Raw genomic sequence first — 24,850 nt, 5'->3', positions numbered from 1 at the left:
AGTGGCTCGGTTACTTCTTCAGGAAGGTGGGCACATGAGTTCACGCGAACATAACAGTGTTGTTGTCGGAGTCGAGGGTTCGGACACTGCGTCCACCGCGCTCCGCGAAGCCGCGAAAATCGCCGCCCAGCGCGAATTGCGACTCGACATCATCCACGCTCTCGACTTCGCGCCGTACGGTTTCGGTGGACCGTACGTCGACGCGGGTGGGGTGTACGAATGGGTCGAGGAGGCCGGAAAAGCGATCTTGGCAGAGGCGGAACAGTTCGCCCGTGAGATCGATCCGAAACTCGAGGTTCACACCGAAATCGCCATCGGCAGTGCAACTCAGTGGTTGATCGAGAGTTCGGCACAGGCCAGGCGCGTCGTTGTCGGAGCTTCTGCATCAGGCAAGGCGGCAACGGCAGTGCTCGGCAATACCGCAGTCGGGGTGGCCAGTCACGGCAAGTGCCCGGTGATCGTCGTCCGCGACCGCGACGGCGCGGTGCCCTCGGAGGGACCGGTCGTGGTCGGCGTCGACGGCAGCGCGCTCAGTGCGCAGGCCGTGGGTGCGGCATTCGAGGAAGCGGCATTCCGCGGCGCAGAGCTGGTGGCGCTGCACGTGTGGAGTGACCTCGGGAGCGCGGCATTCGAAGATCCGCGGGCCGCTGCACTTGCGCCGCAGTCTCTCGAGGAAGAAGAGCACGCAGTTCTCAGCGAGAGCTTGGCAGGTTGGTCCGAGCAGTACCCGGACGTGAAGGTCCGGCGCGAGGTCTACCTCGACAACCCACGCGGACGGCTGCTGGACTGGTCGGCAAAAGCGCAGCTCGTGGTCGTCGGAAGCCGTGGTCGCGGTGGATTCCGCGGCATGCTGCTCGGCTCGACCAGCAACACCCTGATCGCTTCGGCCAAGTGCCCCGTCATGGTGGTTCGCCCCGAAGAATCCTGACCTTCATACAGGTTCTCCCGCTACCCCGTTCATTTCGGTCATCGAATTTGAACGGGGTAGTCACATGAATGCGGACTCAGGTTCCGTAGTGTTCGATGTGAGTAAGTGTTCGATGGGAGTACCACTGCCCGTGTGCGCGTCGCACACGGCAGCAATCGTCAGGATTGGGGTTACAACGTGCGTATCGGTATGGGTTTGAACTACAGCGGCGGGTTCGCCGAAACCGTCGAAGAGGTCGGTGACCTGGAGAAGGCGGGCCTGGACATCGCTTTCGTCCCGGAAGCGTATTCCTTCGATGCCGTCAGCCAGCTCGGCTACCTGGCGGCCAAGACGTCGACAATCGAACTCGCTTCGGGAATCTTTCAGATCTACACCCGTACGCCCTCGTTGACCGCGATGACGGCAGCGGGCCTGGACTTCGTCTCCAACGGCCGCTTCGTCATGGGACTGGGCGCCTCCGGTCCGCAGGTGATCGAGGGATTCCACGGCGTCAAGTACGACGCTCCGTTGGGGCGCACGCGTGAGGTCGTCGAGATCTGCCGCCAGGTGTGGCGCCGCGAGAAGGTCGAATACCAGGGCAAGTATTACCAGGTCCCGCTCCCCGCCGAGAAGGGCACCGGACTGGGCAAGCCCCTCAAGCTGATCAATCATCCTGTGCGTGAGCGCATCCCGATCCTGATCGCCTCGCTCGGCCCCAAGAACGTTGAGCTGACGGCCGAGATCGCCGAAGGCTGGGAACCGATCTTCTTCCATCCGGAGAAGGCAGCCAGCGTGTGGGGCGAGCCGATCGCCAAGGGCAAGGCCAAGCGCGATCCGAGCCTCGGCGAGCTTCAGGTGTACGCGTCGCCGGCGCTCGCCATCGGTGACGACGTCGACCACATGCTCGACTGGGTACGTCCGAGCCTTGCGCTCTACATCGGCGGCATGGGCGCGAAGGGCAAGAACTTCTACAACGATCTCGCAGTGCGCTACGGCTACGAAGAAGCCGCTGCGAAGATCCAGGATCTCTACCTCGCGGGCAAGAAGGACGAAGCCGCAGCAGCAGTCCCCGACGAGCTGGTTCGTGCCGTGTCGTTGATCGGTCCCGAGAGCTACGTCAGGGAACGCGTCGCAGCCTTCGCCGAAGCGGGCGTCACGACGCTCAACGTCACGCCGTTGGCTGCCGATCGCAACGGCCGTGTTCAGCTGATCGAGAAGTTCCGCAAGATTTGTGACTGACCCTGCCGTGCGCCTTTATTAACCGCGGGCGGTTAATAAAGGCGCACAGCAGGTGTTTCGGGATCTCTTGCGCACGAAACCCGATTTTGGGCGCTTCTTGACAGGACTTTCTGCACTTCTGACCGGTCGGCTTCTTCGCCTAACGTGGATCGGGTAGCCAGGGTTCGCGTGCGAGTCCGGCACCGGTGGCCTCGTTGACGCCCGTTCGGGATGTTGGCGGGGCCGTTGCCGCAGTCCACCCAAAGGTCGAATGTCCGATTCGGGACTCGCGTCAGCCGATGAATCCTTTTTGCCGTCATTGGGCAATAGTGTGGGGGCGTAGAGATTCTGTGGTCGATTGTGGAGGGACGAACATGAGTGCAACCAAACCCGTCGTCGTAGCAGTGGACGGTTCGGAATCGGCGTCGTCGGCTGTCGTCTGGGCGGCTCGAACGGCAGTGGCGCTCGGTCGTCCTCTCCACATCGCGACGGTGGTGCACATCCCCGCCTTCTACTACTCGGAGCCGTACCTCGCCGAGAGCTTCAAGGACGAACTGCGCCGCACTGCCACCGCTCGTCTGGACAGCGCACAGATCCTTGCGCGCCAGAGCATCGACGACGACCTCGAGATCGTCACCGAACTTCTCGACGGCAGTGTCTCCGATCGGCTGATCGAATTGTCCAAGAGTGCGTACATCATTGCTCTCGGACCGCGCGGACACGGTGAATTCACCGGACTGGTCGTCGGTTCCGCGACGGTGTCCGTGGTCTCGCACGGCGAATCACCGGTTGCAGTGGTCAGAGGGCGGACGCTCGACGGGCGACCGCCGACCGAAGGCCCCGTCGTCGTCGGCGTCGATGGATCCGAGAGCAGTATCGAGGCAGTCGAGCATGCTTTCGAGCAGGCGTCCGCGAGGGGCGCCACCTTGATTGCGGTCAACGTGTGGAGCGACGTGAGTGTGCAGCCCTCGCTGGGCGCCACCCCGGAGGACCCGCTGTGGAGCAGTATCCAGACAGGCGAGGAAGTTGTCCTCGCCGAGCAATTGGCCGGATTCACCGAGCGCTACCCGGACGTCGTCGTCGAGAGGGTCGTCGCGCGTGACCGTCCGGTGCGAGTTCTGAGCGAATACGCGGAGACGGCGCAATTGATAGTCGTCGGTAGCCGTGGGCGCGGCGGATTCGCGGGAATGCTCCTTGGATCGACCAGTCGGGCCCTCCTGCACACGGCGGATTGCCCGGTTCTCATAGTCCGGCACGTCAACAAGTGAAGAGAATGCATTCAATGAGTTCTGAGTCCACCATCTCCGGTACCGTTCGACTCGAGATGTCTTTTGGAGGGGTTCGATGACAACGCGGATATTCCTGGTCGACGATCACGAGATCGTCAGGCGCGGTTTGTTCGACCTACTCGGCGGGGTCGAAGACTTCGTGGTGGTGGGTGAGGCCGCATCCGTGGGCGAAGCATTGGCTGCGGTACCGCAGAGCAATGCCGACGTCGCCGTTCTGGACGTACGGTTGCCGGACGGCAACGGCGTCGAACTGTGCCGCGAGCTCCGCTCGATGCTTCCCGACCTGCGCTGCCTGATGCTCACGTCGTACGCAGACGACGAGGCTTTGCTCGACGCGATCATGGCGGGTGCCTCGGGATTTGTCCTCAAACAGATTCTCGGAACCGATCTGGTCGCTGCGGTCCGCACAGTCGGGCGCGGCGGATCACTGCTCGACAGTCGGGCGACGGAGGCGCTGATGCAGCGGATCCGTAGCGATCGCACAGCTGATCCGTTGGCCGAGCTGTCCGATCAGGAGCGAGCTGTGTTCGACCTCATCGGAGAGGGACTCACCAACCGGGAGATCGGCGCGCGATTGTTCCTCGCGGAGAAGACAGTCAAGAACTACGTGACGCGTCTGCTGTCGAAGCTGGGCATGCAGCGTCGTACTCAGGCTGCGGTGCTTGCGACCGAAATCCGCAGCGGCAGTAGATAGATCTACCGGCCGGACTTCGGTCGATTCGAGTTGGTGCGGCCGAGCGGTACTCGCCAGAGCAGACGTGCACCGCTCGGATCGTGGTTGACGATTGTGCATGTGCCGCCACAGTGTTCGGCCCGGCGCTCGAGGTTGTGAAGTCCGCTCTTGTGGAAGTCCGAGGGAAGTCCGACGCCGTCGTCCTCGATCGTGATCGCGAATTCGACGTCCGCGGTCACTGCGATGGTGATGTGGTGTGCGTGTGCATGTCTGAGGACGTTGCTCAGTCCCTCTCGCAGTACGGCTTCGGCGTGCGGGTGGATGCCGGGATTCACGAGAGTGTCGATGGCGCCGGAGAATTGGACGCTGGGGGTCACGGCGGATTGTGCGGTGGCGTCGCCGATGACGTCGAGGAGGCGTCGCCGCAGGCTCGACGAATCGGTGGCCGTGGGAGTCTGCAGATCGAAGATGGTAGTCCGGATCTCGCGGACGGTCTTGTCCAATTGTTCGAGAGATCGTTTGACAATTGCGCGCGCAGACTCGGGGAGGGTCTCGTCCGGAAGCGTGCTCTGCAGGCTCATTCCGCTTGCGAACAGTCGCTGGATGACGTTGTCGTGCAGGTCGCGTGCGATGCGGTCGCGGTCCGCGAGAACCGACAAAAGGCGTTGCGCCTTCTGTTTCTCGTCGAACTCGATTGCAACGGAGCCGAGTTCGGCCATCGACTCGATCCGGGTCAGTTCGTCGTGGTCCCAGTGCGTGTTGGTGGAATTCGACGCCACGATGATCGCGCCGACTACACCCGAGGCGACGCACATCGGTGCAACGACCGCACTACCGGCCGACGGCACCAGTTCAGTGAGCGCACCTAAGGTGGTGAGCACCTGTAGCTTTCGCGTACTCCGTACGACGTCGAACGGATAGGTCGTCGCTGGAATTCTGACCCCACGAGAAGTGGTTCGGGCGCTGGCCGCAGCATGGACCTGGGCATACCCGTTCTCGCAGATCACCACGATCACGTCCTCGACCCCGGTCAAATCCCGAACGCGGCTGGCAAGAAGTTGCAAGCCGTCCTCGAGCGAGTCACCGGCCAGCAACCGCGAGCGGATGGCAGATGTTGCGGTGAGCCATCTTTCACGAGTTCGAGACTGCTCGAACAGCCGGGCGTTTTCCACGGCGATACCGGCTGCGATGGCGAGAGCCTCCAGAATGACCTCGTCTTCCTGGGTGAACTCGGCTTTTCCTCGCTTCTCGGTCAGATAGATGCTGCCGAACACCTTTCCTCGCATCATGATCGGCGCTCCGAGGAAGCTCTCCATCGGTGGGTGATTTGCGGGGAATCCGACCGATTCGGGATGGTCGCCGAGATGTGCCACACGCAAAGTCTGCGGATGATTCATCAGAACACCCAGAACGCCATGCCCTTCGGGAAAATGTCCCATGATCGCGCGTTGGGACCCGGGGATTCCCTCGTAGACGAATTCCGAGAGCCCGCCCCCTGGCGCTGCAACCCCCAGGGCGCCGTAGCGACAGTCCAGAACCGTTGTCGCAGAAGTAATGATCCGTTGAAGTGTCAGGTCGAGATCAAGGCCTGAACCGACGACCAGGACCGCCTCGAGCAGACGGTGGAGCGTGGGGATGTCTGCGTTGGAATCGCCCAGTCGGTCGAGCAACTCGCCGAACGTGCGTGCCGGACTGTGACCCGAAGCTTCGACCATGGTCGAAGCATATCGCCTCGCGGAACGTCAGCCCTCTTGACGGCGACCTTCCCACCACGAAGACCAGTGATGCTTGATTTCGTCGAACTCGTCATCGCTCAGGTTGTAGGTGGTCAGCAGGATCGACATACCTCCATCGGGTCGCTGGGCAGTCACGGACTGCGCGGCGACGGACAGCAGGCCAGGGCCGAGATCTTCGACTGTCAAGCCGAATTGGTGGTCGGTGACGAAGTCGACGACGCCCTCGAAGTAGTCGCCGGGAGCGATCGTCGCCGCGTACCGACTTCCCTCTGCCAGGTCGATTTCGGTGATCCCGAGGACAGTCGCCACGTTCTCACCGGGGAGCAGAAGGCCGTCGAGATAAATGGTTCTCCGCTCGGCCAGTCCGTGGTGCTCCACTGCGAATCTGAGCAGCTGGAGAAACGTCGTCCATCCCTCGGTGATGTCGTCGTACCAGTCGTCTTCCGCCGACTTTGCCGGCCGATCGATGCGGACGAGTGTCTTGCCGTCTCGTTCGAGAAGAGAGAAACTGTCACCGTTTCCGAGTCTCAGCGTCAACGCCTCGGGGTCCGCCTCAGCGGTGGAGTAGATCTGGGTGATTTCGTCGTCGAGTCCGTCGTACTCCCAGCCGAACCAACGACGAATCAGCGACGGGTCACGCAGCGCGGGCCAGAGCACCGACGGGGCTGCGACGATGGACACTTCGATCACGGTTTCGCTCACCGGGAAGACGCTACCGACTTCAGCCCTTCATGGCGACGGTCAGCAGAAATGCGACGTCTTCGAGCGCTTCGACACTGTGACGGTCGGCCGGGACGGCGAGGAAATCGCCGGTGGATCCTTTCCACTGGTCGCTCCCGCACACAAGATTCAGCTTCCCGCTCAGGACCAACAGCGTGGCTTCGCCCGGACTGTCGTGTTCGGCGAGGCTCTTGCCGGCGCTCAGTGCGATCACCGTCTGTCGCAGGCTGCGCTGGTGGCCGCCGTAGACGGTTTGTGAACTGCGACCGCTGGTCGCCGAGCTCGCCAGTTTCAACTGTTGGCGAGCGAGAGCGGTCAGTGACTTCTTGTCCATCGAAGACCTCTCGAAAGCGGTGAATGTCGTTCTTGGAGTATGACCGACTCACTCGCGAGGTGCCTCGTTATCGGCGGAAGTCGGTCAGCGAGTATATTCCAGCCACCGGAAGCGCAGCCCGCTCTTCTCGGAGGTCTGCCAGGGCTCGTCGGACTTCAAGTTCCATTCGGGGCCGATCTCGGGAGCAAAGGCATCACCGGCGATCTCGAGGTCGACCTCGGTCACCAGGAGATGCGTCGCGAATGGCAGTGCAGCCGAATAAATCTGCCCACCGCCGACGACGAAGACGTCGCCGTCCGGCAACGCCAGGGCGTCGTCCAGACTGTGGACCACCTCGGCGCCTTCGGCGTGCCATTGCGGATCGCGGGTGACGACGACGTTCCGACGCCCGCTGAACGGACGGAACTTCAATGGAATGGAGTCCCAGGTGCGCCGCCCCATGATTACCGGATGGCCCATGGTGACGCGTTTGAAGTAAGCCATGTCCTCGGACACGCGCCACGGGATCGAGTTGTCGGCGCCGATGACGCCGTCATGAGCCTGAGCCCAGATGAGGGTGACTGTGCGATCGGTCATCGTCAGACCGCAACCGGCGCTTTGATCGCGGGGTGGTGCTGATAGTCGACGATCTCCACATCCTCGAAGGTGTAGTCGAAGATGGAGTCGCGCTTGTTCAGTTTCAGGGTCGGCAACGGCAGGGGCTCGCGACCGAGCTGCTCGGTGACCTGATCGACGTGATTGTCATAGATGTGGCAGTCGCCGCCGGTCCAGACGAACTCGCCGACGTCGAGTCCGGCCTGCTGGGCCATCATGTGAGTCAGTAGCGCATAGCTGGCGATGTTGAACGGAACGCCGAGGAACATGTCGGCGCTGCGCTGGTACAGCTGGCACGAGAGTTTGCCGTCGGCGACGTAGAACTGGAAGAAAGCGTGGCAGGGCGCCAGCGCCATCTGTGGGATATCGGCCACGTTCCACGCCGAGACGATGATCCGCCGCGAATCGGGGTTCGTGCGCAGGGTCTCGACGGTCTGCGTGATCTGGTCGATGTGCTCGCCCGAGGGGGTGGGCCAGCTACGCCACTGGACGCCGTAGACGGGGCCGAGTTCGCCGTTCTCGTCGGCCCACTCGTCCCAGATGGAGACGCCGTGCTCGTGCAGCCACGCCACGTTGGAGTCGCCGCGCAGGAACCACAGGAGCTCGTTGACGATCGACTTGAGGTGGACCTTCTTGGTGGTGACGAGCGGAAAGCCTTCGGCAAGATCGAAGCGCATCTGGTGACCGAAGATGCTGCGGGTGCCGGTTCCGGTGCGATCGGATTTGGCGGTACCCGTCTCCATGACGAGCCGGAGGAGGTCTTCGTAAGCAGTGGAGACAGTCACGGGAATCAGTCTAGGGCCTAGCCTGCTGTGCGCCTCTATTAACCTCCGGCGGTTAATAAAGGCGCACAGCAATATAGCCTCGGCGCATGCGCGAACTCTTGGTGATCGGTATCGGTGCGGGTGATCCCGACCAGGTGACTGTCCAGGCGATCAAGGCCATGAACACGGCCGATACCTTCTTCATCATCGGAAAGGGCGACGAGAAGCAGGCTCTGGTCGACCTGCGAACCGGCATCCTCGACGAGCACGTTCATCTCGACTACAAGGTGGTCGAGATCACGGACCCACCGCGGGACCGAACCCCGACCGATTACGAAGGTGTCGTCGAGGACTGGCACGAGCGCCGGGCAGCGAAATTCGAAGCGGAATTCGCGGCCGAACCCGGAGTGGGAGCGATTCTCGTCTGGGGTGACCCTTCCCTCTACGACAGCACTCTGCGGATCGTCGAGCGCGTGCTCGCTCGCGGGAGAGTGTCGTTCGACTACTCCGTCATACCGGGGATCACGAGCGTGCAGTCGCTGGCTGCACAACACCGGATCGTCCTGAACCGAATCGGCGAACCCATCCACATCACGACCGGCCGCAAACTGGCCGAGGGATTACCTGACGGAGTGGACAACGCCGTCGTGATGCTCGACGCGCATTGCACGTTCACTCAGGTGAGCGAAGACGACGCCGAGATCTGGTGGGGTGCGTACCTCGGAACCTCGGATGAGGAGTTGATTTCCGGCAAACTGCGCGACGTCGAAGATCGGATCGTCGCGCGTCGGGCGGAGCTGCGTGGGAAGCACGGCTGGATCATGGATACGTACCTCATTCGGCGCTGACAACCGGTCACAGATTGCACCGGTCGATCCTGCGCTCTTGATCCCGAATGACGGTCTGCGCACCTATGATCTGCGCATGACATCGTTCGGACAGGACCGACTGCAGTCGATCCTGCCCGCGCCGCGTGGTCGTGAAAGATCAGCTGTGAAGTCGGCTTTCGACCTTCTCGTTCAGTGGTATCGGCGTCCTGATCAATTCGACAGCTTCAACCGATACCTCGCCACGAAGGGCTTGGAACTAGCCGTCCGATTGCTGGTCATCGGTTCCCTGACAACGGTCGTCATCGCGATGACTCTCTTGCGCTTCAGCGACGCGGGCGTTCACAACCATGTCACCAGTGTCGTCAACGCCGTGATCATCGCTGTCACGGTCGCGACAATCGTGCTCTTCTGTCTTCTGCCCGAAATCACGCGTCGGTGGTCGTATTTTTTCGTCGCCTACTGCGAGGTCGGCGTATTCGTCGGCGTGTTCCTGAACAGCGATCCGTTCATCGGGTTGATCCAGTGTGTGCTCTTCGTGTTGATCGGCGGGTACATCGCCTACTTCCACAACGCGAGACTTCAAGCGCTGCACATGGCGTTGTCGATCGTGGTTCTGGCAGTCGTCGGCCGAAAGGTCGCGGTATATGCGGATCCTGCGCTGGCCACTGCACTGTGTCTGATCATCGCCACCGGGATCGTGGTCATCCCGTTTGCCTGCCAGTTCGTCCTCTCACTTCTCGGATCCGACGCCGACAGTTCGGATGTCGATCCGTTGACCGGCCTTCTGAATCGGCGCGGGCTGCAGCGAGCCGTTGTCGAAATGGGGGCAACGGGACGTGCGTCGAGCAAATCGTCTTATGTCGTCGCGATTGTCGACGTCGATTCGTTCAAGAGCGTCAACGACTCACTCGGGCACGAAGAAGGTGATCTTGTACTTCGGCAGATTGCTGACCGACTGCGGTGGTGCGGCAGTGAGAACGCGCTCTTCGCCAGGTTCGGTGGGGACGAGTTCGTCTTGGTCGACACGATAGACGTCGGTGCAGCGTCTGCATTCGAAGGCAATCTGCGAAGGCACTTGCGAATCGATGATCATGATCCGGCTGTGACGACCAGCGTCGGAGTCGCGATCACCTCAGCCGAATGGTCAGCCATCATTTCCGACGAGGAGTTGACGGAACTGTTTCGAGTAGCCGATGCCTCGATGTATCGGGCGAAAGCGGCTGGCGGCAATCAGGTTGTGATCTGGGACGGAAAACAGTGAAAATTGTCTGATTGCGGGGAGTTGACTGGATTATCCTGACCACATGGGATCAACCGGGAATGTGGAGCGTTCGGACGCCGCTGCGTCGCAACGACCGCTCTCGGGTCCTGCATTCCGGCTGATCTCGTCTCAACTGGCCGATTGGTATCGTCGGCCGGACCAATTCGACACTTTCAACCGCTATCTCGCGGACAAAGGGCTGACCGTAACTTCGCGATTCCTTGTCGTCTGCTCGTTGGTGCTGGTCACGGTCATCATGTTCCTGACTCGCTTCAGCCCGCAGGGGCCGACCAGTTCCCACGCGCGCACCGCGAATGCCGTCATCATTGTCGTAACCGTGATGATGGCCGTCGTGCTCTCGACGAGGCGTAGTTTGTCCCGCTCCTGGTCATACGCTTTTGTGCTCTACTCGGAAGTGGGAATAGCGGCCGCAATGCTGTTGTATTCCAATCCGCTTGCTGCATTGGCGCATGCAGTCATGTTCTCCGTAATCGGCGGCTATATCGCGTTTTTTCACAATGCGCGAATGCAGAGCTTGCACATGTTGTGGGTATTCGTTGTCGTCATCGGAATCGTGACACGCATTTCCGTAGTCGAAAACTATTCGGATGTTCCGGTTCTGGTCGCCTTGGTAGTTCTGGTCGGCGCGGCGATCTACGTGATTCCCTTTGCCTGTCAGTTCATCTTCTCCATCCTCGGCACCGACGCGTTGAATTCGCAATTGGACCCACTGACCGGACTGCTCAACAGGAGGGGACTGGCCGACGAGGTGCGACTGTTGCTGGAGCGGTCGCACACGCACTCGGCGCTCTTGGTTGTCGCTGCTGTCGACATCAATCGATTCAAAGCCATCAACGACGAGTACGGACATTCCGTCGGCGACGCTGTCATCGAAGAAGTCGGATCGCGACTGGTCGAATGTGCCGGCCCGACGGCGTTGATCGCACGGATAGGCGGCGACGAGTTCGTCATCGTCGATTCGGTCGATCAACGCGCGTTCGATCGACTCGAACATGACCTTGTGCGGTCGACGATCAACTCGCCCGATCATCCCGAGGTGGCCATGAGCATCGGAATCGCCAAGATCGCAGGGCCTTTCGCGTCAGCGGATGATGCGCTGGTCGCCTACCCGACCCTGCTGCGGCGAGCGGATCGGGCGATGTATTCCGCGAAGGCGCGCGGTGGGCACTCGGTGGTTCTGCAGACGGAATCGGACTGAGCGCACTGTGAGTGTCCGTGGTCGGCGCTAGTCTGTTGCCATGCCTGAACTACCCGAGGTGGAAGCGCTGGCAGGGTTCCTTCGTCAGCACGCGGTCGGCGCAGTGGTGGGACGCGTCGACATCGCCGCACTGAGTGTGCTCAAGACCTTCGATCCGCCGATCACGGCTTTGCAAGGGCGTGACGTGACGGGCGCTGCCCGCTTCGGAAAGCACCTGGCTCTGGACTGCGACGGGTTGTGGTTGGTCACGCATCTCTCCCGTGCCGGTTGGATGCGGTGGCTCGACAACCCGTCCGCGACACCGCCGAAGCCGGGCAAGGGGCCGTTGGCGCTGCGCGTTCATTTCTTCACACCCGAAGGGTTGACGCCGGCATTCGATCTCACCGAGGCGGGTACCAAGAAGCGCCTCGCGGTCTGGGTGGTGAACGATCCGCAGGAGGTTCCGGGGATCACCCGATTGGGTCCGGACGCGATGGCTGTGACCGAAGCCGAGTTCGCTGAGATTCTGGGCGGCACGTCGGCGCGGATCAAGAACTCGATAGTCGATCAGTCGCTGATCGCCGGGATCGGGAACGCCTACTCGGACGAGATCCTCCACACCGCGAAACTCTCGCCGTTCGCGACCTCGTCGCGTCTGACACCGGAGCAGATTTCGGCTCTGTACGCCGTGATGCGATCCACGCTGGCCGACGCGATCGAGCGCTCGGAGGGTCAGGATGCGGCCCGACTCAAAGGTGAAAAACGCTCGGGAATGCGAGTACACGCGCGCACCGGACTTCCCTGCCCGGTGTGTGGTGACGTCGTACGCGAAGTGTCGTTCGCAGAACGCTCTTTTCAGTACTGCGCGACGTGCCAGACCGGTGGTAAACCGTTGGCGGACAGGCGAATGTCGAAACTACTCAAGTAGCGAACTGCGCCGCGAGCAGTTCGACGAACTCTCGGGCGAGGGCAGACGAATGGGTCGGTTCGGTAATTGCGTGGACGATCCGATGTGGTGCATCGGTGATCGGAATGCAGATCAGTTCGGAATGTAGGGCGCTCATGGATTGGGGGAGCAGGCCGACGCCCAAACCGTTGGCGGTCAGTGAACAGATCAGGTCCACGGAGTTGGCTTCGAGAGTTTTTCCGCGAGGGACCTGTGATTCGGCGAAGGCCTGGTCGGTTTGGACACGGGCCTCGCTGCCCGAGGCGAAGTCCACGAGAGTGTGATCTCGTAGGTCTTCGAGCCTGATCGACGAGGCCTGGGCAAAGGGATGGTCGGGAGCGACAAACGCTGCGGTCGGTTCACTCCACAACGGTGCCGCGGCAAAGCTCTTGGGTAGGCGGCCGGCGGCCAATCCGACAATGCCGACGTCGATCGCGCCGGACCGAACTCCCTCGATCACGACTTCACTGCCGTACGGCCGCGCGGTGATGTTGATTGCAGGATGTCGGCGTGTCAGATCTGCCAGGGCGCGGCCGACGTCGACGCGTCCTGCCGAGGTGATGGTGCCGACCGTCAGCCGCACCTGCTCGTTGCTCCGGGCTGAGACATCGCTGACCAGTCTCGACATGGCGCCGAGTACCTCACGGGAGCGCGCGACAAAAACCTCGCCGGCAGCAGTCAGGCCGACGTTGCGACTGTTCCGGTTGAACAGTTCTACTCCCAGTTCCTTTTCGAGGTCTCTGATCTGGGCGCTCAGGGCGGACTGGGAAACGTGCAACCGCGCGGCCGCCCGGCTGAAGTGTCTGTCTTCCGCGACGGCAAGGGCGTAGCGAATGTGACGTAGTTCCATTACGTCAATCTATCGTTCTCGGCGATAGATCATGCGTATCCATCTATTGGACGCACGCCGGTGTGTGCGGTCATGCTTGACGACATGATCTCAAGCGACGCGCGTCCGAGGCTCGGACTACCGATAGTGCTCCTCATGGCCGCGGCGACGGGCCTGTGCGCGGGCGGTAACTATTTCAATCAGCCACTTCTCGATTCCATCTCGGAGCACCTGAATGTGTCCGCCTCCACCGCGGCCGCGACTGTGACCATTGCACAGGTCGCGTATGCACTCGGATTGATACTCCTGGTTCCGGTGGGCGACATGGTGGACCGACGCAAGCTGACGGTAGGGCTCATGCTGCTGGCGGCAACCGGTCAAGCGGTCAGCGGATTTGCGCCGAACTTTGCCACGCTGGCAGTGGGAATCGCAGTCGCTGGAGTCTTTTCGGTCGCCGCGCAGGTACTGATCCCGTTTGCCGCCTCACTGGCCGAACCTGAGAGGTCCGGTCAGGTGGTCGGCACGATCATGAGCGGACTACTGATCGGAATCCTGTTGGCGCGCAGCGTTGCCGGCGTGCTCTCCGGACTGGGAGGTTGGTCGACGGTGTACAAGGTGGCGGCGGTGCTGATGGTGGGAATGGCCGCGGCATTGTGGCAATCTTTGCCTTCCGATTCCGCAGATCGCCCGAAGGCCGGTTACGGCGCCACGCTTGCTTCGGTAGGGAGGTTGGCTGCGACGTTGCCGCGACTGAGAACTCGATCGGCTATGGGCGGGTTGGCCTTTGCTGCCGTCAGCACTGTTTTCACAACCATGGCCTTTCTGCTCTCCGACGAATTCGGCTACAGCGACACTCAAATCGGCCTCGTCGGACTTCTCGGTGTGGCAGGAGCATTGATGGCGACAGTGGCAGGCAGACTGGCCGATCGGGGATTGGGTCAGGTGGCAACCGGCGGCGCCATTGCGATTCTGTTGGTCTCGTGGCTTCCCTTTTTCGGCGGAGCCGCGCATATAGTGTGGTTTCTTGTCGCCATCGTTCTTGCCGACCTCGCGTTGCAGGGAGTGCACGTCAGCAACCAGAATGTGATCTACGCCCTTGTCCCCGAAGCGCGTTCGCGTGTGAACTCCGTCTACATGACTACCTACTTCGTCGGTGCTGCCGTGGGTTCGGCAGTGGGATCAGTGGTGTGGAAGTCGTACGGCTGGAACGGAGTATGCATCGCCGGGTTGGTCTTCTCCCTTGTAACGGTGTTGGTGTGGATGCACGATCGCCGACTGGAGACGGCTGAACTGCGAATCCCGGAATCCCCTGTCGCGGTGGGATAGACGCCATACCTAATCGGACCCCTGCACCTTTCAGATTTCTGCACCTTCTCAGATTTCGGCCCCGTCCACCAGGATCTTGCCGACGCGTTCGGGATAGAACGACACATGGTCGTCGATCCCGGACGCTTCGGCGGTGGTGAACGGATAGAACCACGCCAGATCCTCAATCGGTGCGAGTTCGGTTGTGCCGGTGAAGGACAGATACGACGCGGTGCCCTTGTACGGGCAAGCCGTGGTGGTCGGAGACGGCGCAAAGAACTCGCTGCGAACGTCGATTCTCGGAATGTAGTACCGCGTCGGCAGGCTGGTTTCGAAGAGCAGTCGGGGTCGTGTCGTCTCCGCGACCAGCACGTCGCCGACAAAAACCTGGACGTGCCGGGACGAGGGGAGTGCGTCGATACGTACGTATGGATCGCGGGCGTGGACAAAGACCTGTTGATCTTCTTCGAACCAGGCGTCCATGCGATCCCAGTAGAACGCGACGTACTCACTCAGGTCCAGGGAACCATCGAACTGTTGAGGGTAGGACCAGACGGTGTCCTCGGCGCGGCGATCCCCGATCTCGATAGTCCAATATGTGGCGTCGCCCTTCCACGGGAAATGGGTGGTCGTCGACGTCGAGACGAGGAAGTCGGTGCGAACGTCGGTGAGGGGGATGTAGTACATCGGCAGGCGGCCGCGTTCGAACAGATACACCGAACGAGTGGTGTCCGCGACGGTCTGACCAGCGAAGAATGCTCGAATTCGGCGGGGGTTCGGCTCGAGTGCGATCCGCCCGTTGGAAGCTTTGATCTGTGTGTCTTCTGCGTGGGTCAGTGCTGTGGACATTCGCGAATGCTCCTGAGATTCGGCAGGTTGGTCCTTCCCATCCTGCGCCCGGCAGCAGCTATTTGACAGGGTGGAGTCGAAATACGCGGATCTGGCGCCCGAATGCTCGATCGGCGTAGGTTTCGTACGGCGGCCACGCGGTGGTCGCGAGCGTCCACAGTCTCTTACGCGTGGTGCCCTCCGCCAGGGTTGCCCCGACCGGTATTTCGACGCCCTTCACCGTCACGATTGCAGTGGGGTCGGCCATCAAATTGAGTGTCCACGCTGGATGCGCATCCTGCCCCCAGTTGGATCCGACGACGACGAACGCGTCGCCGTCGGGCGCGTACAGGAGTGGCGTAGTACGAGAGCGGCCGGTCTTACGGCCCGTCGTGGTGAGCAGTAGCTGAGTCACGGTGTTCTCCCCGACAAGGGAGAGCTTGCCACCCGACACCTTTTGTACTGCTCGATCGAGCGGAACCAGATCCTTGCCGAGATCCGAGAACCATTGTGTGTGACCGACATTGCGCATCAACGAACGGTAGATATTGCGCATCGAAATCCTCGCTTTCTCGGCGCCGTTTCGGGGTTGGTGTACTCCGACTCGAAAGAGTCTGCCACGTCAGATCACAGATACCTGAGTCCCAAAGTCCCAAAAGGAAGGAAGCGGTCAAGCGAATTCGGTTTTAGCGGAGCAGAATTGGGGCAAATCTCCGAAACCGCTCGTTTGTCGCCGTCGGACGTTCGCCGGAAGGTCAGGCCTCCGACGTCAAGACGTCGGGCTCGAGCCATTCGACACCGAGCAATTCGGACAGCGACCGCAGGCCGGATCGGTCGCCGCCCTTCAGGCCGGTCACGGAATTGAGATTGCGCAACATGACCGTGGCGACGTCCTCTTCCTTGGTGCCCACGCCGAAGGGAATGACCCACGGACACGTCTGGTAGTCGCGGTGTGAGCGACCGAATGTCTGTTCTGCCGCGATTCCCGAGTATCGCGGTTGATGAAAGATCCCAGTCCGTGGCATCGAGGATGCGTGAGTGCCGTCGGGGAGCGCTTCGTTGGCATGGAGCGAAATCGAGGTCGTGACATTGAAGACAATGACGGGTGCGTCCCCGCGTTGAAATCGCAGACGCTGGCCCTCCTTGTCCGCTACCGCACCGAACAGTTTCGCGACCGAGATCCCGGCGTCTTCGATCATCTCGACCAGCGGATCGCCTGCCGTGGAGACGAACTCGACGGCCACCAACACCTGCTTGCCTGCCTTGACCTGGGCTTGCGCCCACTGAGCTGTCGACTCGGCACGGATCATTCCCGCCTTTTGCCGATAGCGGAGAACCAGCGCACGACCCCGAGCAATGTTGCGGCTCTTACGGGCCAAGCCCATCTCGTACGCGTACTCGGCCCACTCCGTCTCGTACTCGGCGCGCTGGGCATGCGTGAGGTCGATCGGCATACCGTCCAGTGGAACGGGTCCCCACGGCGTCGGTCGATGAATCATCAAGGGTGGATTGTTGTTCGACATCCACCCTCGTACGGTCTCGAGCGCCTGGGATTGCAGTGTCGGTGATTCCTTCGCCTCAGCGCTCCACGTCCACTTTCCGTAGGACTTGTCCAGCGGAAGACCGGACTCGACAAGCCTGGCGCCGAGGTCCGACCAGTATTCGGAGGGCTCCGAATGCAACTGCGCAAAAAGTGGTGCCAGGTAACGCTGATCGGCTGGAGTATGTCCCGGAGTTGCTGTCACGGACAGGACGAAGGGCGCCTGCTCGTGCGCATTCGAAAAGCGCGCAACCTTCTCGAAAGCAGCGGTGCGCTGTGTGTCGTTGCTGTACAGCTGGGCCTCGTCCGCAATCACCACACCGAACGTGTACTTGGGACGCCCGTTTCGTGCGATCAGTTTCTTCAATTGGTCAGGCGACATGATCAGCCAACGGAAGCCGCCGTCGCCCACCGAGGCGATGGAATAGCGCCAATGCGGAATGGTGATCTGTGCCGGTCGATCGACGAGGACGAGGATGTTGGTTTCGCCGCGCTCTTCGGCAATCGTCTTGGCAGCCATCACCGCGATGAGCGTTTTACCCAGGCCGGCATTGTCTGCCAACAGAAATCCGCGGTGACCGGCGCGAGCAGCGTCGACGACGGCGCCGGCCCCCGAAACCTGCTCGGGCCGCGGAATTTTGGGTGCGGCCACCGGACGTTCACCGGTGCCGTCATTGATGTCGTCCTCGACCCACTGCTGATATGAGAAGGGGAGTGCCTTGAACGGTGCGAGTTCTGCGGGCAGTTCAGCACCGACCCACGCGTAGCTCTTCCATTTCTTGACGAACTGAGCGCCAGGCGCCGGTGTTCGAAAGGGAACGTCGAGGAGCCAGACTCTTTCACCAGGACCGGCAGTCGGCACATCCGGCATCGCAGCGCGCGAGCTCTTCTTTGCGACAGTCTTCTTTGGGGCGGTCTTTCTGGTCGTGCTCTTCTTGGGTGCAGCCTTCTTCGGTGCAGCCTTCTTTGCGGCAGCCTTGCGCGCCGTGGTTGCTTTGCGTGGCGGCATCAGGCGGTGTCGACCTCGGTGGTGTCGGTCTCTGCCGTGAGGAATTCGCGCAGCGTGACTGGAGGCCGGCCGACAAGTTCTTCGACAGTGCCCGTGATCAGCGCCAGTTCACCCTGCGCGATTGCGGTGTACGTCGACACCCATGCGTCGAGTTCCCATGCCGGTGCGTTGTACGACGCCCGTGATTCGTAAGCTTCCTCGACAGTTTCCTCGACGTACGTGGTCTGCTTGCCCGTGACTTCGGTGATGATGCTCGCAGCCTCGGACAGCGTCAGCGCCTCCCGTCCGGTCAGGTTGTATGTCTGTCCGACATGGGAATCCAGATCCTTCAGGACCGAGACAGCGACGGCAGCAATGTCGGATCGCGCTACAGCGCCGACGAGACCATCCCCGGCGGGGCCCCGGATCACACCGTCTTCGCCGGCGAGAGCGGGTAGGAAATCGAGGTAGAAGCTGTCGCGCAGGAAGGTGAATGCGAGTCCGGAAGCACGGATGTGTTCTTCGGTGACCCAGTGATCGCGCGCGAGCGTGAACGTTGCGTCCGGGGCGGCGCCGAGGAAAGACGTGTACACGATGTGCCTGACCCCGGCCGCCGCTGCGGCGTCGACGAAGGTGCGATGCTGATCCAGGCGATCTGCGCTTTCGGCCGCCGACACCATGAAAAGGGTGTCGATTCCCGCCAAAGCCGCGAGCGCGCGCTCGCGATCCCCGTATGTGGTCTCGGCAGAATCGGCACCGGCGAGCTGCGGTAATCGATTGACCGAACGTGCGATCAGCCGCTGCGGGACACCGGCGTCGGCCAACGACGCGGCCACCAGGCCGCCGATGTGACCGGTAGCGCCGGTGACGGCGATCCTCGCAGACCGTGAATCTACGGACATGGTGCCCCTCCTTCGGTCGGTGCGCATTCCATCTTGCCGGAACCCACCCCCACGTCAGGTCACGACGCGACGATTACACCGCGAGCCACCGACAACGCATCGGACAGAGCAGTCCTGGTGTTGTCGTCGAGGGGCAGCAGGGGCCGGCGGGGAAGGCCGGCGTCGACGCCGAGAAATTCCAACCCGGCTTTGACCGTCGACGGCAGTCCGCGACTGACGAGGACCTTCAGTAGTGGCTCGATCTGTTCGAACACAGCGGCGGCGCCCGACCGATCACCGGATTCGAGTAGACGCCAGAAGTGCACCACCTGTTCGGGGGCCAGACACGGAGCTGCCGTGCACCACCCACTTGCACCGGCAGAGAAAGATTGCAGTGCAAGAGGATTGCTGCCGTTGAAGAAGGGAATCGTGCCACCGCTCAGTTCGTTGATGCGGTTCATGCGGGTGATGTCGCCGGTGGATTCCTTGATCATCGTGATGCCGTCGACGGTGGAGACGAGATCGACGAGAAACTCCGGTGACATGTCGATACCGGTCGTGGCCGGATTGTTGTAGATCATCGTCGGAATGTCGACGGAATCGGCTACCGCAGTGACGTGTTCACGAATCTCCTGCTCACCCAGATGCCAGTACGACGTGGGAAGGATCATGACTGCGTCGGCGCCGGCGTCTGCCGCGATCGATGCTCGGCGAAGTGCTCCCGCCGTGGTCAGGTCCGATACGCCGACGACGGTGGGGACTCGGCGGTCGACGTAGTCGAGGCTCTCCCGGGCGACTGTCTCCCATTCCGCGTCGTCGAGATAAGCGCTCTCGCCGGTACTGCCGAGCGGAGCTATCGCGTCGACACCACTGCCGATCATGTTGTCGAGGAGCGTGTGTAGCGGCTTGGGATCGAACGCTCCGGTATCGCGGTCGAACGGGGTGATGGGATAGGCGACAATTCCCTTGATGGTGCTGCTCATGAGATTCTCTGTTCTGTTGGTGCGAAACGAAATTCAGTTGGTCAGCGTGTCTGGGTGATTGCGGAGAGCACGGCGGGCGTAGTACGCGAAGTTCGCCTCGCTGCGCCGAGGAGTCAGCGTCCAATCGTGTGCCTCTTTCGCCAGGCGAGGCGGTAGCGGCTTGATGTCGCCGGCCGCCATCGCCAGCAACTGCAGCCGCGCGGCTCGCTCGATCAGATGCCCGAGGGAACAGGCCTCTTCGACGGTATTGCCGACGACGAGTTGGCCGTGGTGAGCGAGCAGGATTGCCCGCTTGTCGCCGAGTGCAGCCGAAATGATCTCGCCCTCCTCGTTTCCCACAGGAACACCGGGCCAGTCGGCAAGAAATGCGCAATCGTCGTAGAGGGGTGCGATGTCCATCTGGGACACGACGAGGGGAATCTCGAGCATCGACAACGCCGTCGCGTGCAATGGGTGCGTGTGGACGATGCAGTTGACGTCGGGTCGGGCGCGGTAGATCCAGCTGTGGAACCTGTTGGCGGGGTTCGGCATTCCATCCCCGTCCAGAACCTCGAGATCCTCGTTGACAAGCAGGAGGTTGTCCTCGGTGATCTCGTCGAACCCGAGGCCGAGTCGCTGGGTGACAAACGTGCCGGGATGCTCACCGCGGGCGGAGATCTGGCCGGCAAGGCCGGAATCGTGGCCGGCGTCCGACAGTGCCCGGCAGGTCAGTGCGATCTTCTGTCGAAGAGTCCAACTACCAGTCGTTACTTCGGTGAGCATCTTCGTCTCGGCGGTGGCCATGAGTTCCTGCTTGCTCGCATGCATCGTGTCGGTCATGGGTGTGCCTTTCTCTGGATCCGGCGTTCGATGACATCAAGTCACCTATAAGACACAAAGTGTCATATAGGACGGAAATGTGCAACCCTCGGTTTTATGAATCGGTGATCGCCGCAGGTCAATGTATTGGTAGGGTGATGACACAAAGTCTCGTGAGGGGAACCGAATGGCAGCGTTTTTGCGAACACATCGGCGTCGCGCCGGTCTGACACTCGAGGGCCTGGCCGAGCAGACCGGGCTGACGAAGAGCTATCTCTCCAAGGTCGAGCGGGGTATCAGTACCCCGTCGATCGCGGTGGCACTCAAGATTGCACGGGTACTCGATGCCGATGTGGGGCAACTGTTCTCGGACAGCATGGAGGGCAACGTCATGACGATCGCGCGCGCCAAGGACCGGGTGATCGACCCGGCTGCCTCGGCCGAGTCTTCTGTCTACGATCCGATCGCTCCGGCTCTGGTCGGAAAGGCCATGCAGCCGTTCGTGGTTCACCCGGCCTCGGTGATGGGCCCCAAGTTCATGGATCACACGGGGGAGGAGTTCGTGTTCGTGCACTCCGGATCCGTCGAATTCGAGATCCCCGGGCAGACGATGCACCTCGACGCCGGCGACAGCCTCTACTTCGACGCGAACACGCCCCACCGGATGCGGTCGGTGTCGACTGGTGGCGCGACCGTGTTGGTTGTCGTCTACGACAAGCCCTCGGCTGGATCTCCCAGCGGTGACTCACTGGAAGCTCACTGCGGGGTGAGCAGATGACGCTCGGGATCGATACGACACTCACGCTGCTCGCGGCGGGTCTGATCTTCCTGCTCTCCCTGTGCCTGGGCATCTGGAAGTACCAACAGATGGCGACCTCGGACAATCACCTCGCCCATCCGTATGTCGACATCGCACACCGCGCAGCACTGATGTACTCGTTCGCAACGCTGTTGATCGCGGTGTTCGTCGAACTCAGTGCGTGGCCGACGTGGATCAACCTGACCAGCGCAGCAGTGGTCGTGTTCTTTTTTCTTGCAGCGATATTCAGCTACATCGCTCACGGTGCGATGAAAGACACCGACAACCAGTTCGAGTCCGCCGGTCCGCCCCTGCACCTCGGAATGTTCCTGCTGATTCTCGGAGAGGTCGGCGGATTCGCCGTCCTACTCGCAGGATTCGTGAAAGGCCAGTTCTTCTGATCTGGCTTCAGCGCCTGTGCTCGTAGCCGATCCAAGCCCGTCGACGCTCACCCATCGGGTCGTCCTCCACCCGGGACGTCTCGTCGAAGATCATCGTTTGCCGCTCCGGTACGGAGTAGGCGGGCCACTCTCGGTCCGGCACTCCGTGGCGGGCGAAGTGGATCCAGTGGCGCTGCATGGTGGAGGTCACCGCGGTCAGTCCGCGGCGCCCTCCGACTGCGGTCAAGGCCGCCGTGAGTGCATCCGAACGCCCGAAGACCGCAAGCAATTCGGTGGCGTGGGTAGCGCCCATGCCGACGAGTCGGAGCAGTCGCGGCGCAAAGTCGTAGCGGTAACTGTAGGTCGGAGCCACCTGGCAATGGCCCTGGGCGCACAGTATCGCCGGTTCCCAGAAAGTGATGTCGCCGCCGAGATCTGCGGCAGCGAACCGGTGTGGATACGTGGGATAGGCCGCAAGCGCGCGTTCTTTCACGTCCGGCGGAGTGTGGGAGAACATCTTCTCGATCCGTATCGGATTTGTAGGCAAGATGTCGAGAACGCGCGGAAAAATCCGCCCCTCGTGGAGATTCGAACCGACCAGCAACGGGACGGGGTGGGCTTTTCCCGCTGCGAACACGTCGAGCGGGTGTTCGGGAAGGACGTCGTCACCCACTACGGGAGCAAATGCCCGCGTTCCGGGTTCTTCGTCCGCGCCGCGGCGCGCAAGTTCTTCGCCGGCATCGACCAGTTCCTTCACCGAAGCGGAGCGCAGCCACGATGCCGGATCGGTTTCCGGAGCATGTGCGATCTCGAGGAACTCGCGTGCCCAGCGGTGCGCTCGCTCTTTTCCGTATGCGGAAGCGGCCGGCGGACTTTGCGCGATGGCGCGAGCGAACAACCCTTCGGCTGTCGGTGTTGCCATCAGGGTTGTCACCGCGTTGGCGCCGGATGATTCACCGAACACGGTGACCGCGTTCGGGTCACCGCCGAACGCGGCGATGTTCCGCTGGACCCACGCCAGTGCCGCGATCTGATCACGCAATCCGAGATTCGTCTCGAATGGTTGCTCAGCAGTGGAGTATTCGCTGAAATCGAGGTAACCCAAGGCGCCCAGTCGATACTGGACAGAGACGTAGACGATGTCGCCTCGCTCGACCAGGGTCGTTCCGCGGTACATGGGCGTCGACGGATTCCCGCCGTTGTACGCGCCGCCGTGAATGAAGACCATGACCGGTCGCAGCGAATCGGAAGGTAGCCGAGGGGCCACGACGTTCACGAACAGAGAGTTCTCGTCGAAGTTGCTCTTGCGCTGCGGAGACGGAGAACCGAATGCTTCCGCGGGGTGGACGCCATTCCAGGCCTCGACCGCTTGCGGTGCGCGAAATCTCCAGGGACCGATCGGGGGCGCTGCGTAGGGGATTGCCCGCCAGGTGCGCAGTCCTCGATCGAGGCGGCCGCGCACGACGCCGGAATCGAGCTCGACCTCGAGAGCGTGTGTCACGGTAGAGGGATGTCGGTGCCGTGGCTGCGGTAACCGCTGTATCCCGCCCAAGCCAAGCGTTGTTCACGTCTGGGATCGTTCTCGACGCGCACGATCTGGTCGAAGATCATGGTCCGACGCTCCTGTGCGTCGTAACGAGGCCACGATCCGCGCGGAGAGCCGTGCGTGGCGAAGTGAAGCCAGTGTCCCTGAACGGATTCGGTGACTGCGCGCAGTCCGCGCCGACCACCGGGAAGAGTGAGGCCACGCCCGATCATGGTGTCGCCGATACCGAAGACCGCGAACATCTCGAATCCGTGGGTGGCGTCGAGGCCGAGCCAACGCATCATCGTCGGCGCGAAGTCGAATCGGTAAGCGTACGTCGGCGCCGATTGTGCGTGCGCCTGCATCAACTCCACGGACGGGTGCCAGAACGTGACGTCGCCGCCGACGTCGATCGCGGACTGCTCGTCGGGATACCCGGGATAGGTTGCGAGGATGCGCTTCCCGGCTTCGGGATCGGTGAGGGCGAACATGGTGTCGATGCGCGACGGGTTGGTCGGGAGTGCGTCGAGCACTTTCGGGAACAGCGTTCCCTCTCGTCTGTTGGTTCCGATGATCATCGGAACCTGGTGTGCCGAACCTTCTTTGAATGCGTCCAAGGGTGAACGCGGAAGGAAGTCGCCGTCGACGACCGGTCCGAAGGGATGTAGTCCAGGTGTGTTCGCGAGTACCTCGGCGCCCAGTCTGCTTCCGGCTCGGCCCAATTCGACGGCTGTCGCCGAGGTCAGGGCCTTCGCGGGCGGTAGACCGGAATTGAGGATCTCGACGAAACGTGCACCCCAGGCGTGCGATCGCTGAGTGCTCGAGACCAGATCCGGAGCCGAACTTTCGGCGATAGCCCCGGCGAAAAGTCCCTTGGCGGCCGGAGTAGCCATCAGGGTGGTGACGGCAGTGGCTCCGGCGGATTCACCGAAAATCGTGACTTTGTCGGGATCCCCACCGAAGGCGGCGATGTTGCGTTGCACCCACTGCAGCGCCGCTACCTGATCGCGCAGTCCGAGGTTGGAGTCGAATACGCGCTCGGATGTGGAGAACGGGGTGAAATCGAGGTAGCCCAGAGCGCCGAGCCGGTAGTTGATCGAGACGTAGACGACGTCGCCGCGTTCGACGAGGGACACACCGGAGTACAGGCCGGTGGCGGAGGTTCCGATGGTGTTGGCCCCGCCGTGGATGAAAACCATGACGGGACGCGGAGTACTTCCGGTGTTCGCGGGAGCGAGCACGTTGAGCGTCAGGCAGTCTTCGCTGCTGGGCTGGTACTTCCCGGGCGCGAGCAGCAGCCCCTTCTTGTGCTGGACAGACGCGTCGCCGAATCTGGTCGCGTCGCGTTCTCCGGACCACGACGTGACCGGCTGCGGCCGCGTCAGACGCAGTGTTCCGACTGGCGGCCGGGCGTAGGGAATTCCGCGCCAGGCACGAAGTTTTCCCACCCGTCGGCCGCGCAGAATGCCGTCGGCCGTGGTCACAAGTATGTCGGACGCCATGTCGCGACTATACGTACTTCGG

25 protein-coding genes are annotated in these 24,850 nt (G+C 61.9%); 11 read left to right on the top strand and 14 right to left on the bottom strand.

The features are described from left to right. Positions 1–34 precede the first annotated feature (34 nt). From ACWF6P_RS24005 to ACWF6P_RS23990, 4 genes are all read left to right on the top strand, one after another. The gene (locus ACWF6P_RS24005; protein WP_020970378.1) at positions 35–928 is read left to right on the top strand and encodes a universal stress protein; all 894 of its coding nucleotides are present in this window, start codon (positions 35–37) and stop codon (positions 926–928) included. A 177-nt stretch (positions 929–1,105) separates the two neighbouring features. Further along, on the top strand, positions 1,106–2,146 hold the full coding sequence (locus ACWF6P_RS24000) for an LLM class F420-dependent oxidoreductase (protein WP_452622776.1): 1,041 nt from the start codon (positions 1,106–1,108) through the stop codon (positions 2,144–2,146). A 353-nt stretch (positions 2,147–2,499) separates the two neighbouring features. Further along, the gene (locus tag ACWF6P_RS23995; RefSeq protein WP_317554221.1) at positions 2,500–3,393 is read left to right on the top strand and encodes a universal stress protein; all 894 of its coding nucleotides are present in this window, start codon (positions 2,500–2,502) and stop codon (positions 3,391–3,393) included. A gap of 76 nt (positions 3,394–3,469) precedes the next feature. Then, positions 3,470–4,108, top strand: a complete 639-nt coding sequence (locus ACWF6P_RS23990; RefSeq protein WP_003946380.1) for a response regulator — start codon at positions 3,470–3,472, stop codon at positions 4,106–4,108. A 2-nt stretch (positions 4,109–4,110) separates the two neighbouring features. Here the strand turns inward: ACWF6P_RS23990 and ACWF6P_RS23985 are convergent, their stop codons facing one another. From ACWF6P_RS23985 to ACWF6P_RS23965, 5 genes are all read right to left on the bottom strand, one after another. Then, positions 4,111–5,802, bottom strand: a complete 1,692-nt coding sequence (locus ACWF6P_RS23985; RefSeq protein ID WP_452622758.1) for a GAF domain-containing protein — start codon at positions 5,800–5,802, stop codon at positions 4,111–4,113. A gap of 27 nt (positions 5,803–5,829) precedes the next feature. After that, complete coding sequence (locus ACWF6P_RS23980; RefSeq protein ID WP_452622757.1) at positions 5,830–6,525, bottom strand: hypothetical protein; 696 nt, start codon at positions 6,523–6,525, stop codon at positions 5,830–5,832. A gap of 19 nt (positions 6,526–6,544) precedes the next feature. Beyond that, positions 6,545–6,877, bottom strand: coding sequence for a cupin domain-containing protein (locus ACWF6P_RS23975; RefSeq protein ID WP_452622756.1), 333 nt, complete (start codon positions 6,875–6,877; stop codon positions 6,545–6,547). A gap of 84 nt (positions 6,878–6,961) precedes the next feature. Beyond that, positions 6,962–7,453 carry a dihydrofolate reductase gene (locus ACWF6P_RS23970; RefSeq protein ID WP_452622755.1) on the bottom strand — a complete coding sequence of 164 codons (492 nt, stop codon included), beginning with the start codon at positions 7,451–7,453 and terminating at the stop codon, positions 6,962–6,964. Between the two features lie 2 nt (positions 7,454–7,455). Then, positions 7,456–8,256, bottom strand: a complete 801-nt coding sequence (locus ACWF6P_RS23965; RefSeq protein WP_452622754.1) for a thymidylate synthase — start codon at positions 8,254–8,256, stop codon at positions 7,456–7,458. Between the two features lie 86 nt (positions 8,257–8,342). Here ACWF6P_RS23965 and cobF point away from each other — a divergent pair, with 86 nt between their 5' ends. The 4 genes from cobF to ACWF6P_RS23945 all read left to right on the top strand — a co-directional run bounded on the left by cobF (position 8,343) and on the right by ACWF6P_RS23945 (position 12,452). After that, complete coding sequence (gene cobF, locus ACWF6P_RS23960; RefSeq protein WP_452622753.1) at positions 8,343–9,083, top strand: precorrin-6A synthase (deacetylating); 741 nt, start codon at positions 8,343–8,345, stop codon at positions 9,081–9,083. 76 nt (positions 9,084–9,159) lie between these two features. Next, positions 9,160–10,326 carry a GGDEF domain-containing protein gene (locus tag ACWF6P_RS23955; RefSeq protein ID WP_452622752.1) on the top strand — a complete coding sequence of 389 codons (1,167 nt, stop codon included), beginning with the start codon at positions 9,160–9,162 and terminating at the stop codon, positions 10,324–10,326. Between the two features lie 43 nt (positions 10,327–10,369). Continuing rightward, entirely contained in the window at positions 10,370–11,545 is a 1,176-nt protein-coding gene (locus ACWF6P_RS23950) for a diguanylate cyclase domain-containing protein (protein ID WP_452622751.1), read from the top strand. Positions 11,546–11,585: 40 nt separating this feature from the next. Beyond that, a complete protein-coding gene (locus ACWF6P_RS23945; protein WP_452622750.1) occupies positions 11,586–12,452 on the top strand; it encodes an Fpg/Nei family DNA glycosylase in 867 nt (288 codons plus the stop codon). On the opposite strand, the gene ACWF6P_RS23940 is transcribed toward ACWF6P_RS23945, so the two are convergent. Next, complete coding sequence (locus tag ACWF6P_RS23940) at positions 12,445–13,320, bottom strand: LysR family transcriptional regulator (RefSeq protein WP_452622749.1); 876 nt, start codon at positions 13,318–13,320, stop codon at positions 12,445–12,447. The two genes, ACWF6P_RS23945 and ACWF6P_RS23940, sit on opposite strands and share 8 nt — an antisense overlap. A 72-nt stretch (positions 13,321–13,392) precedes the next feature. Between ACWF6P_RS23940 and ACWF6P_RS23935 the strand changes: the two genes are divergently transcribed. Next, on the top strand, positions 13,393–14,625 hold the full coding sequence (locus ACWF6P_RS23935; RefSeq protein WP_452622748.1) for an MFS transporter: 1,233 nt from the start codon (positions 13,393–13,395) through the stop codon (positions 14,623–14,625). 48 nt (positions 14,626–14,673) lie between these two features. Here ACWF6P_RS23935 and ACWF6P_RS23930 read toward each other — a convergent pair whose 3' ends face one another. The 6 genes from ACWF6P_RS23930 to ACWF6P_RS23905 form a co-directional block, all read right to left on the bottom strand. After that, positions 14,674–15,453, bottom strand: a complete 780-nt coding sequence (locus ACWF6P_RS23930) for a DUF427 domain-containing protein (protein WP_452622747.1) — start codon at positions 15,451–15,453, stop codon at positions 14,674–14,676. Between the two features lie 58 nt (positions 15,454–15,511). Further along, on the bottom strand, positions 15,512–15,988 hold the full coding sequence (locus tag ACWF6P_RS23925; RefSeq protein ID WP_452622746.1) for a nitroreductase/quinone reductase family protein: 477 nt from the start codon (positions 15,986–15,988) through the stop codon (positions 15,512–15,514). Positions 15,989–16,187: 199 nt separating this feature from the next. Next, complete coding sequence (locus ACWF6P_RS23920) at positions 16,188–17,981, bottom strand: DEAD/DEAH box helicase family protein (protein WP_452622745.1); 1,794 nt, start codon at positions 17,979–17,981, stop codon at positions 16,188–16,190. Further along, the gene (locus ACWF6P_RS23915) at positions 17,981–18,862 is read right to left on the bottom strand and encodes an SDR family oxidoreductase (protein ID WP_378446388.1); all 882 of its coding nucleotides are present in this window, start codon (positions 18,860–18,862) and stop codon (positions 17,981–17,983) included. The genes ACWF6P_RS23920 and ACWF6P_RS23915 overlap by 1 nt, the downstream gene beginning before the upstream one ends. A gap of 59 nt (positions 18,863–18,921) precedes the next feature. After that, complete coding sequence (locus ACWF6P_RS23910) at positions 18,922–19,824, bottom strand: dihydrodipicolinate synthase family protein (protein ID WP_452622744.1); 903 nt, start codon at positions 19,822–19,824, stop codon at positions 18,922–18,924. A 33-nt stretch (positions 19,825–19,857) separates the two neighbouring features. Then, positions 19,858–20,643 carry an aldolase gene (locus ACWF6P_RS23905; protein WP_452622743.1) on the bottom strand — a complete coding sequence of 262 codons (786 nt, stop codon included), beginning with the start codon at positions 20,641–20,643 and terminating at the stop codon, positions 19,858–19,860. 166 nt (positions 20,644–20,809) lie between these two features. On the opposite strand from ACWF6P_RS23905, the gene ACWF6P_RS23900 reads away from it, so the two are divergent. Both ACWF6P_RS23900 and ACWF6P_RS23895 read left to right on the top strand, forming a co-directional pair. Beyond that, positions 20,810–21,400, top strand: coding sequence for a helix-turn-helix domain-containing protein (locus ACWF6P_RS23900; RefSeq protein ID WP_452622742.1), 591 nt, complete (start codon positions 20,810–20,812; stop codon positions 21,398–21,400). Beyond that, positions 21,397–21,822 carry a hypothetical protein gene (locus ACWF6P_RS23895; protein ID WP_378446391.1) on the top strand — a complete coding sequence of 142 codons (426 nt, stop codon included), beginning with the start codon at positions 21,397–21,399 and terminating at the stop codon, positions 21,820–21,822. Before ACWF6P_RS23900 ends, ACWF6P_RS23895 begins: the two co-directional genes overlap by 4 nt. Positions 21,823–21,829: 7 nt before the next feature. On the opposite strand, the gene ACWF6P_RS23890 is transcribed toward ACWF6P_RS23895, so the two are convergent. After that, on the bottom strand, positions 21,830–23,302 hold the full coding sequence (locus tag ACWF6P_RS23890; RefSeq protein WP_452622741.1) for a carboxylesterase/lipase family protein: 1,473 nt from the start codon (positions 23,300–23,302) through the stop codon (positions 21,830–21,832). After that, positions 23,299–24,828, bottom strand: coding sequence for a carboxylesterase/lipase family protein (locus ACWF6P_RS23885; protein ID WP_452622740.1), 1,530 nt, complete (start codon positions 24,826–24,828; stop codon positions 23,299–23,301). The genes ACWF6P_RS23890 and ACWF6P_RS23885 overlap by 4 nt, the downstream gene beginning before the upstream one ends. Positions 24,829–24,850 lie beyond the last annotated feature (22 nt).

Source organism: Rhodococcus sp. NPDC055024 (assembly GCF_053608585.1).
The sequence above is the reverse complement of the archived record's forward strand: the minus strand, read 5'-3'. Positions and strand labels throughout refer to the sequence as shown.

Coding starts and splice junctions, on each gene's coding strand:
- ACWF6P_RS23985 (WP_452622758.1), bottom strand. CDS start 5,802: ATGGTCGAAGCTTCGGGTCACAGTCCGGCACGCACGTTCGGCGAGTTG.
- ACWF6P_RS23970 (WP_452622755.1), bottom strand. CDS start 7,453: ATGACCGATCGCACAGTCACCCTCATCTGGGCTCAGGCTCATGACGGC.
- ACWF6P_RS23920 (WP_452622745.1), bottom strand. CDS start 17,981: ATGCCGCCACGCAAAGCAACCACGGCGCGCAAGGCTGCCGCAAAGAAG.
- ACWF6P_RS23975 (WP_452622756.1), bottom strand. CDS start 6,877: ATGGACAAGAAGTCACTGACCGCTCTCGCTCGCCAACAGTTGAAACTG.
- ACWF6P_RS23915 (WP_378446388.1), bottom strand. CDS start 18,862: ATGTCCGTAGATTCACGGTCTGCGAGGATCGCCGTCACCGGCGCTACC.
- ACWF6P_RS23935 (WP_452622748.1), top strand. CDS start 13,393: ATGCTTGACGACATGATCTCAAGCGACGCGCGTCCGAGGCTCGGACTA.
- ACWF6P_RS23885 (WP_452622740.1), bottom strand. CDS start 24,828: ATGGCGTCCGACATACTTGTGACCACGGCCGACGGCATTCTGCGCGGC.
- ACWF6P_RS23930 (WP_452622747.1), bottom strand. CDS start 15,453: ATGTCCACAGCACTGACCCACGCAGAAGACACACAGATCAAAGCTTCC.
- ACWF6P_RS23955 (WP_452622752.1), top strand. CDS start 9,160: ATGACATCGTTCGGACAGGACCGACTGCAGTCGATCCTGCCCGCGCCG.
- ACWF6P_RS23990 (WP_003946380.1), top strand. CDS start 3,470: ATGACAACGCGGATATTCCTGGTCGACGATCACGAGATCGTCAGGCGC.
- ACWF6P_RS23945 (WP_452622750.1), top strand. CDS start 11,586: ATGCCTGAACTACCCGAGGTGGAAGCGCTGGCAGGGTTCCTTCGTCAG.
- ACWF6P_RS23900 (WP_452622742.1), top strand. CDS start 20,810: ATGGCAGCGTTTTTGCGAACACATCGGCGTCGCGCCGGTCTGACACTC.
- cobF (WP_452622753.1), top strand. CDS start 8,343: ATGCGCGAACTCTTGGTGATCGGTATCGGTGCGGGTGATCCCGACCAG.
- ACWF6P_RS23910 (WP_452622744.1), bottom strand. CDS start 19,824: ATGAGCAGCACCATCAAGGGAATTGTCGCCTATCCCATCACCCCGTTC.
- ACWF6P_RS23950 (WP_452622751.1), top strand. CDS start 10,370: ATGGGATCAACCGGGAATGTGGAGCGTTCGGACGCCGCTGCGTCGCAA.
- ACWF6P_RS23925 (WP_452622746.1), bottom strand. CDS start 15,988: ATGCGCAATATCTACCGTTCGTTGATGCGCAATGTCGGTCACACACAA.
- ACWF6P_RS23905 (WP_452622743.1), bottom strand. CDS start 20,643: ATGACCGACACGATGCATGCGAGCAAGCAGGAACTCATGGCCACCGCC.
- ACWF6P_RS23895 (WP_378446391.1), top strand. CDS start 21,397: ATGACGCTCGGGATCGATACGACACTCACGCTGCTCGCGGCGGGTCTG.
- ACWF6P_RS24005 (WP_020970378.1), top strand. CDS start 35: ATGAGTTCACGCGAACATAACAGTGTTGTTGTCGGAGTCGAGGGTTCG.
- ACWF6P_RS23995 (WP_317554221.1), top strand. CDS start 2,500: ATGAGTGCAACCAAACCCGTCGTCGTAGCAGTGGACGGTTCGGAATCG.
- ACWF6P_RS23940 (WP_452622749.1), bottom strand. CDS start 13,320: ATGGAACTACGTCACATTCGCTACGCCCTTGCCGTCGCGGAAGACAGA.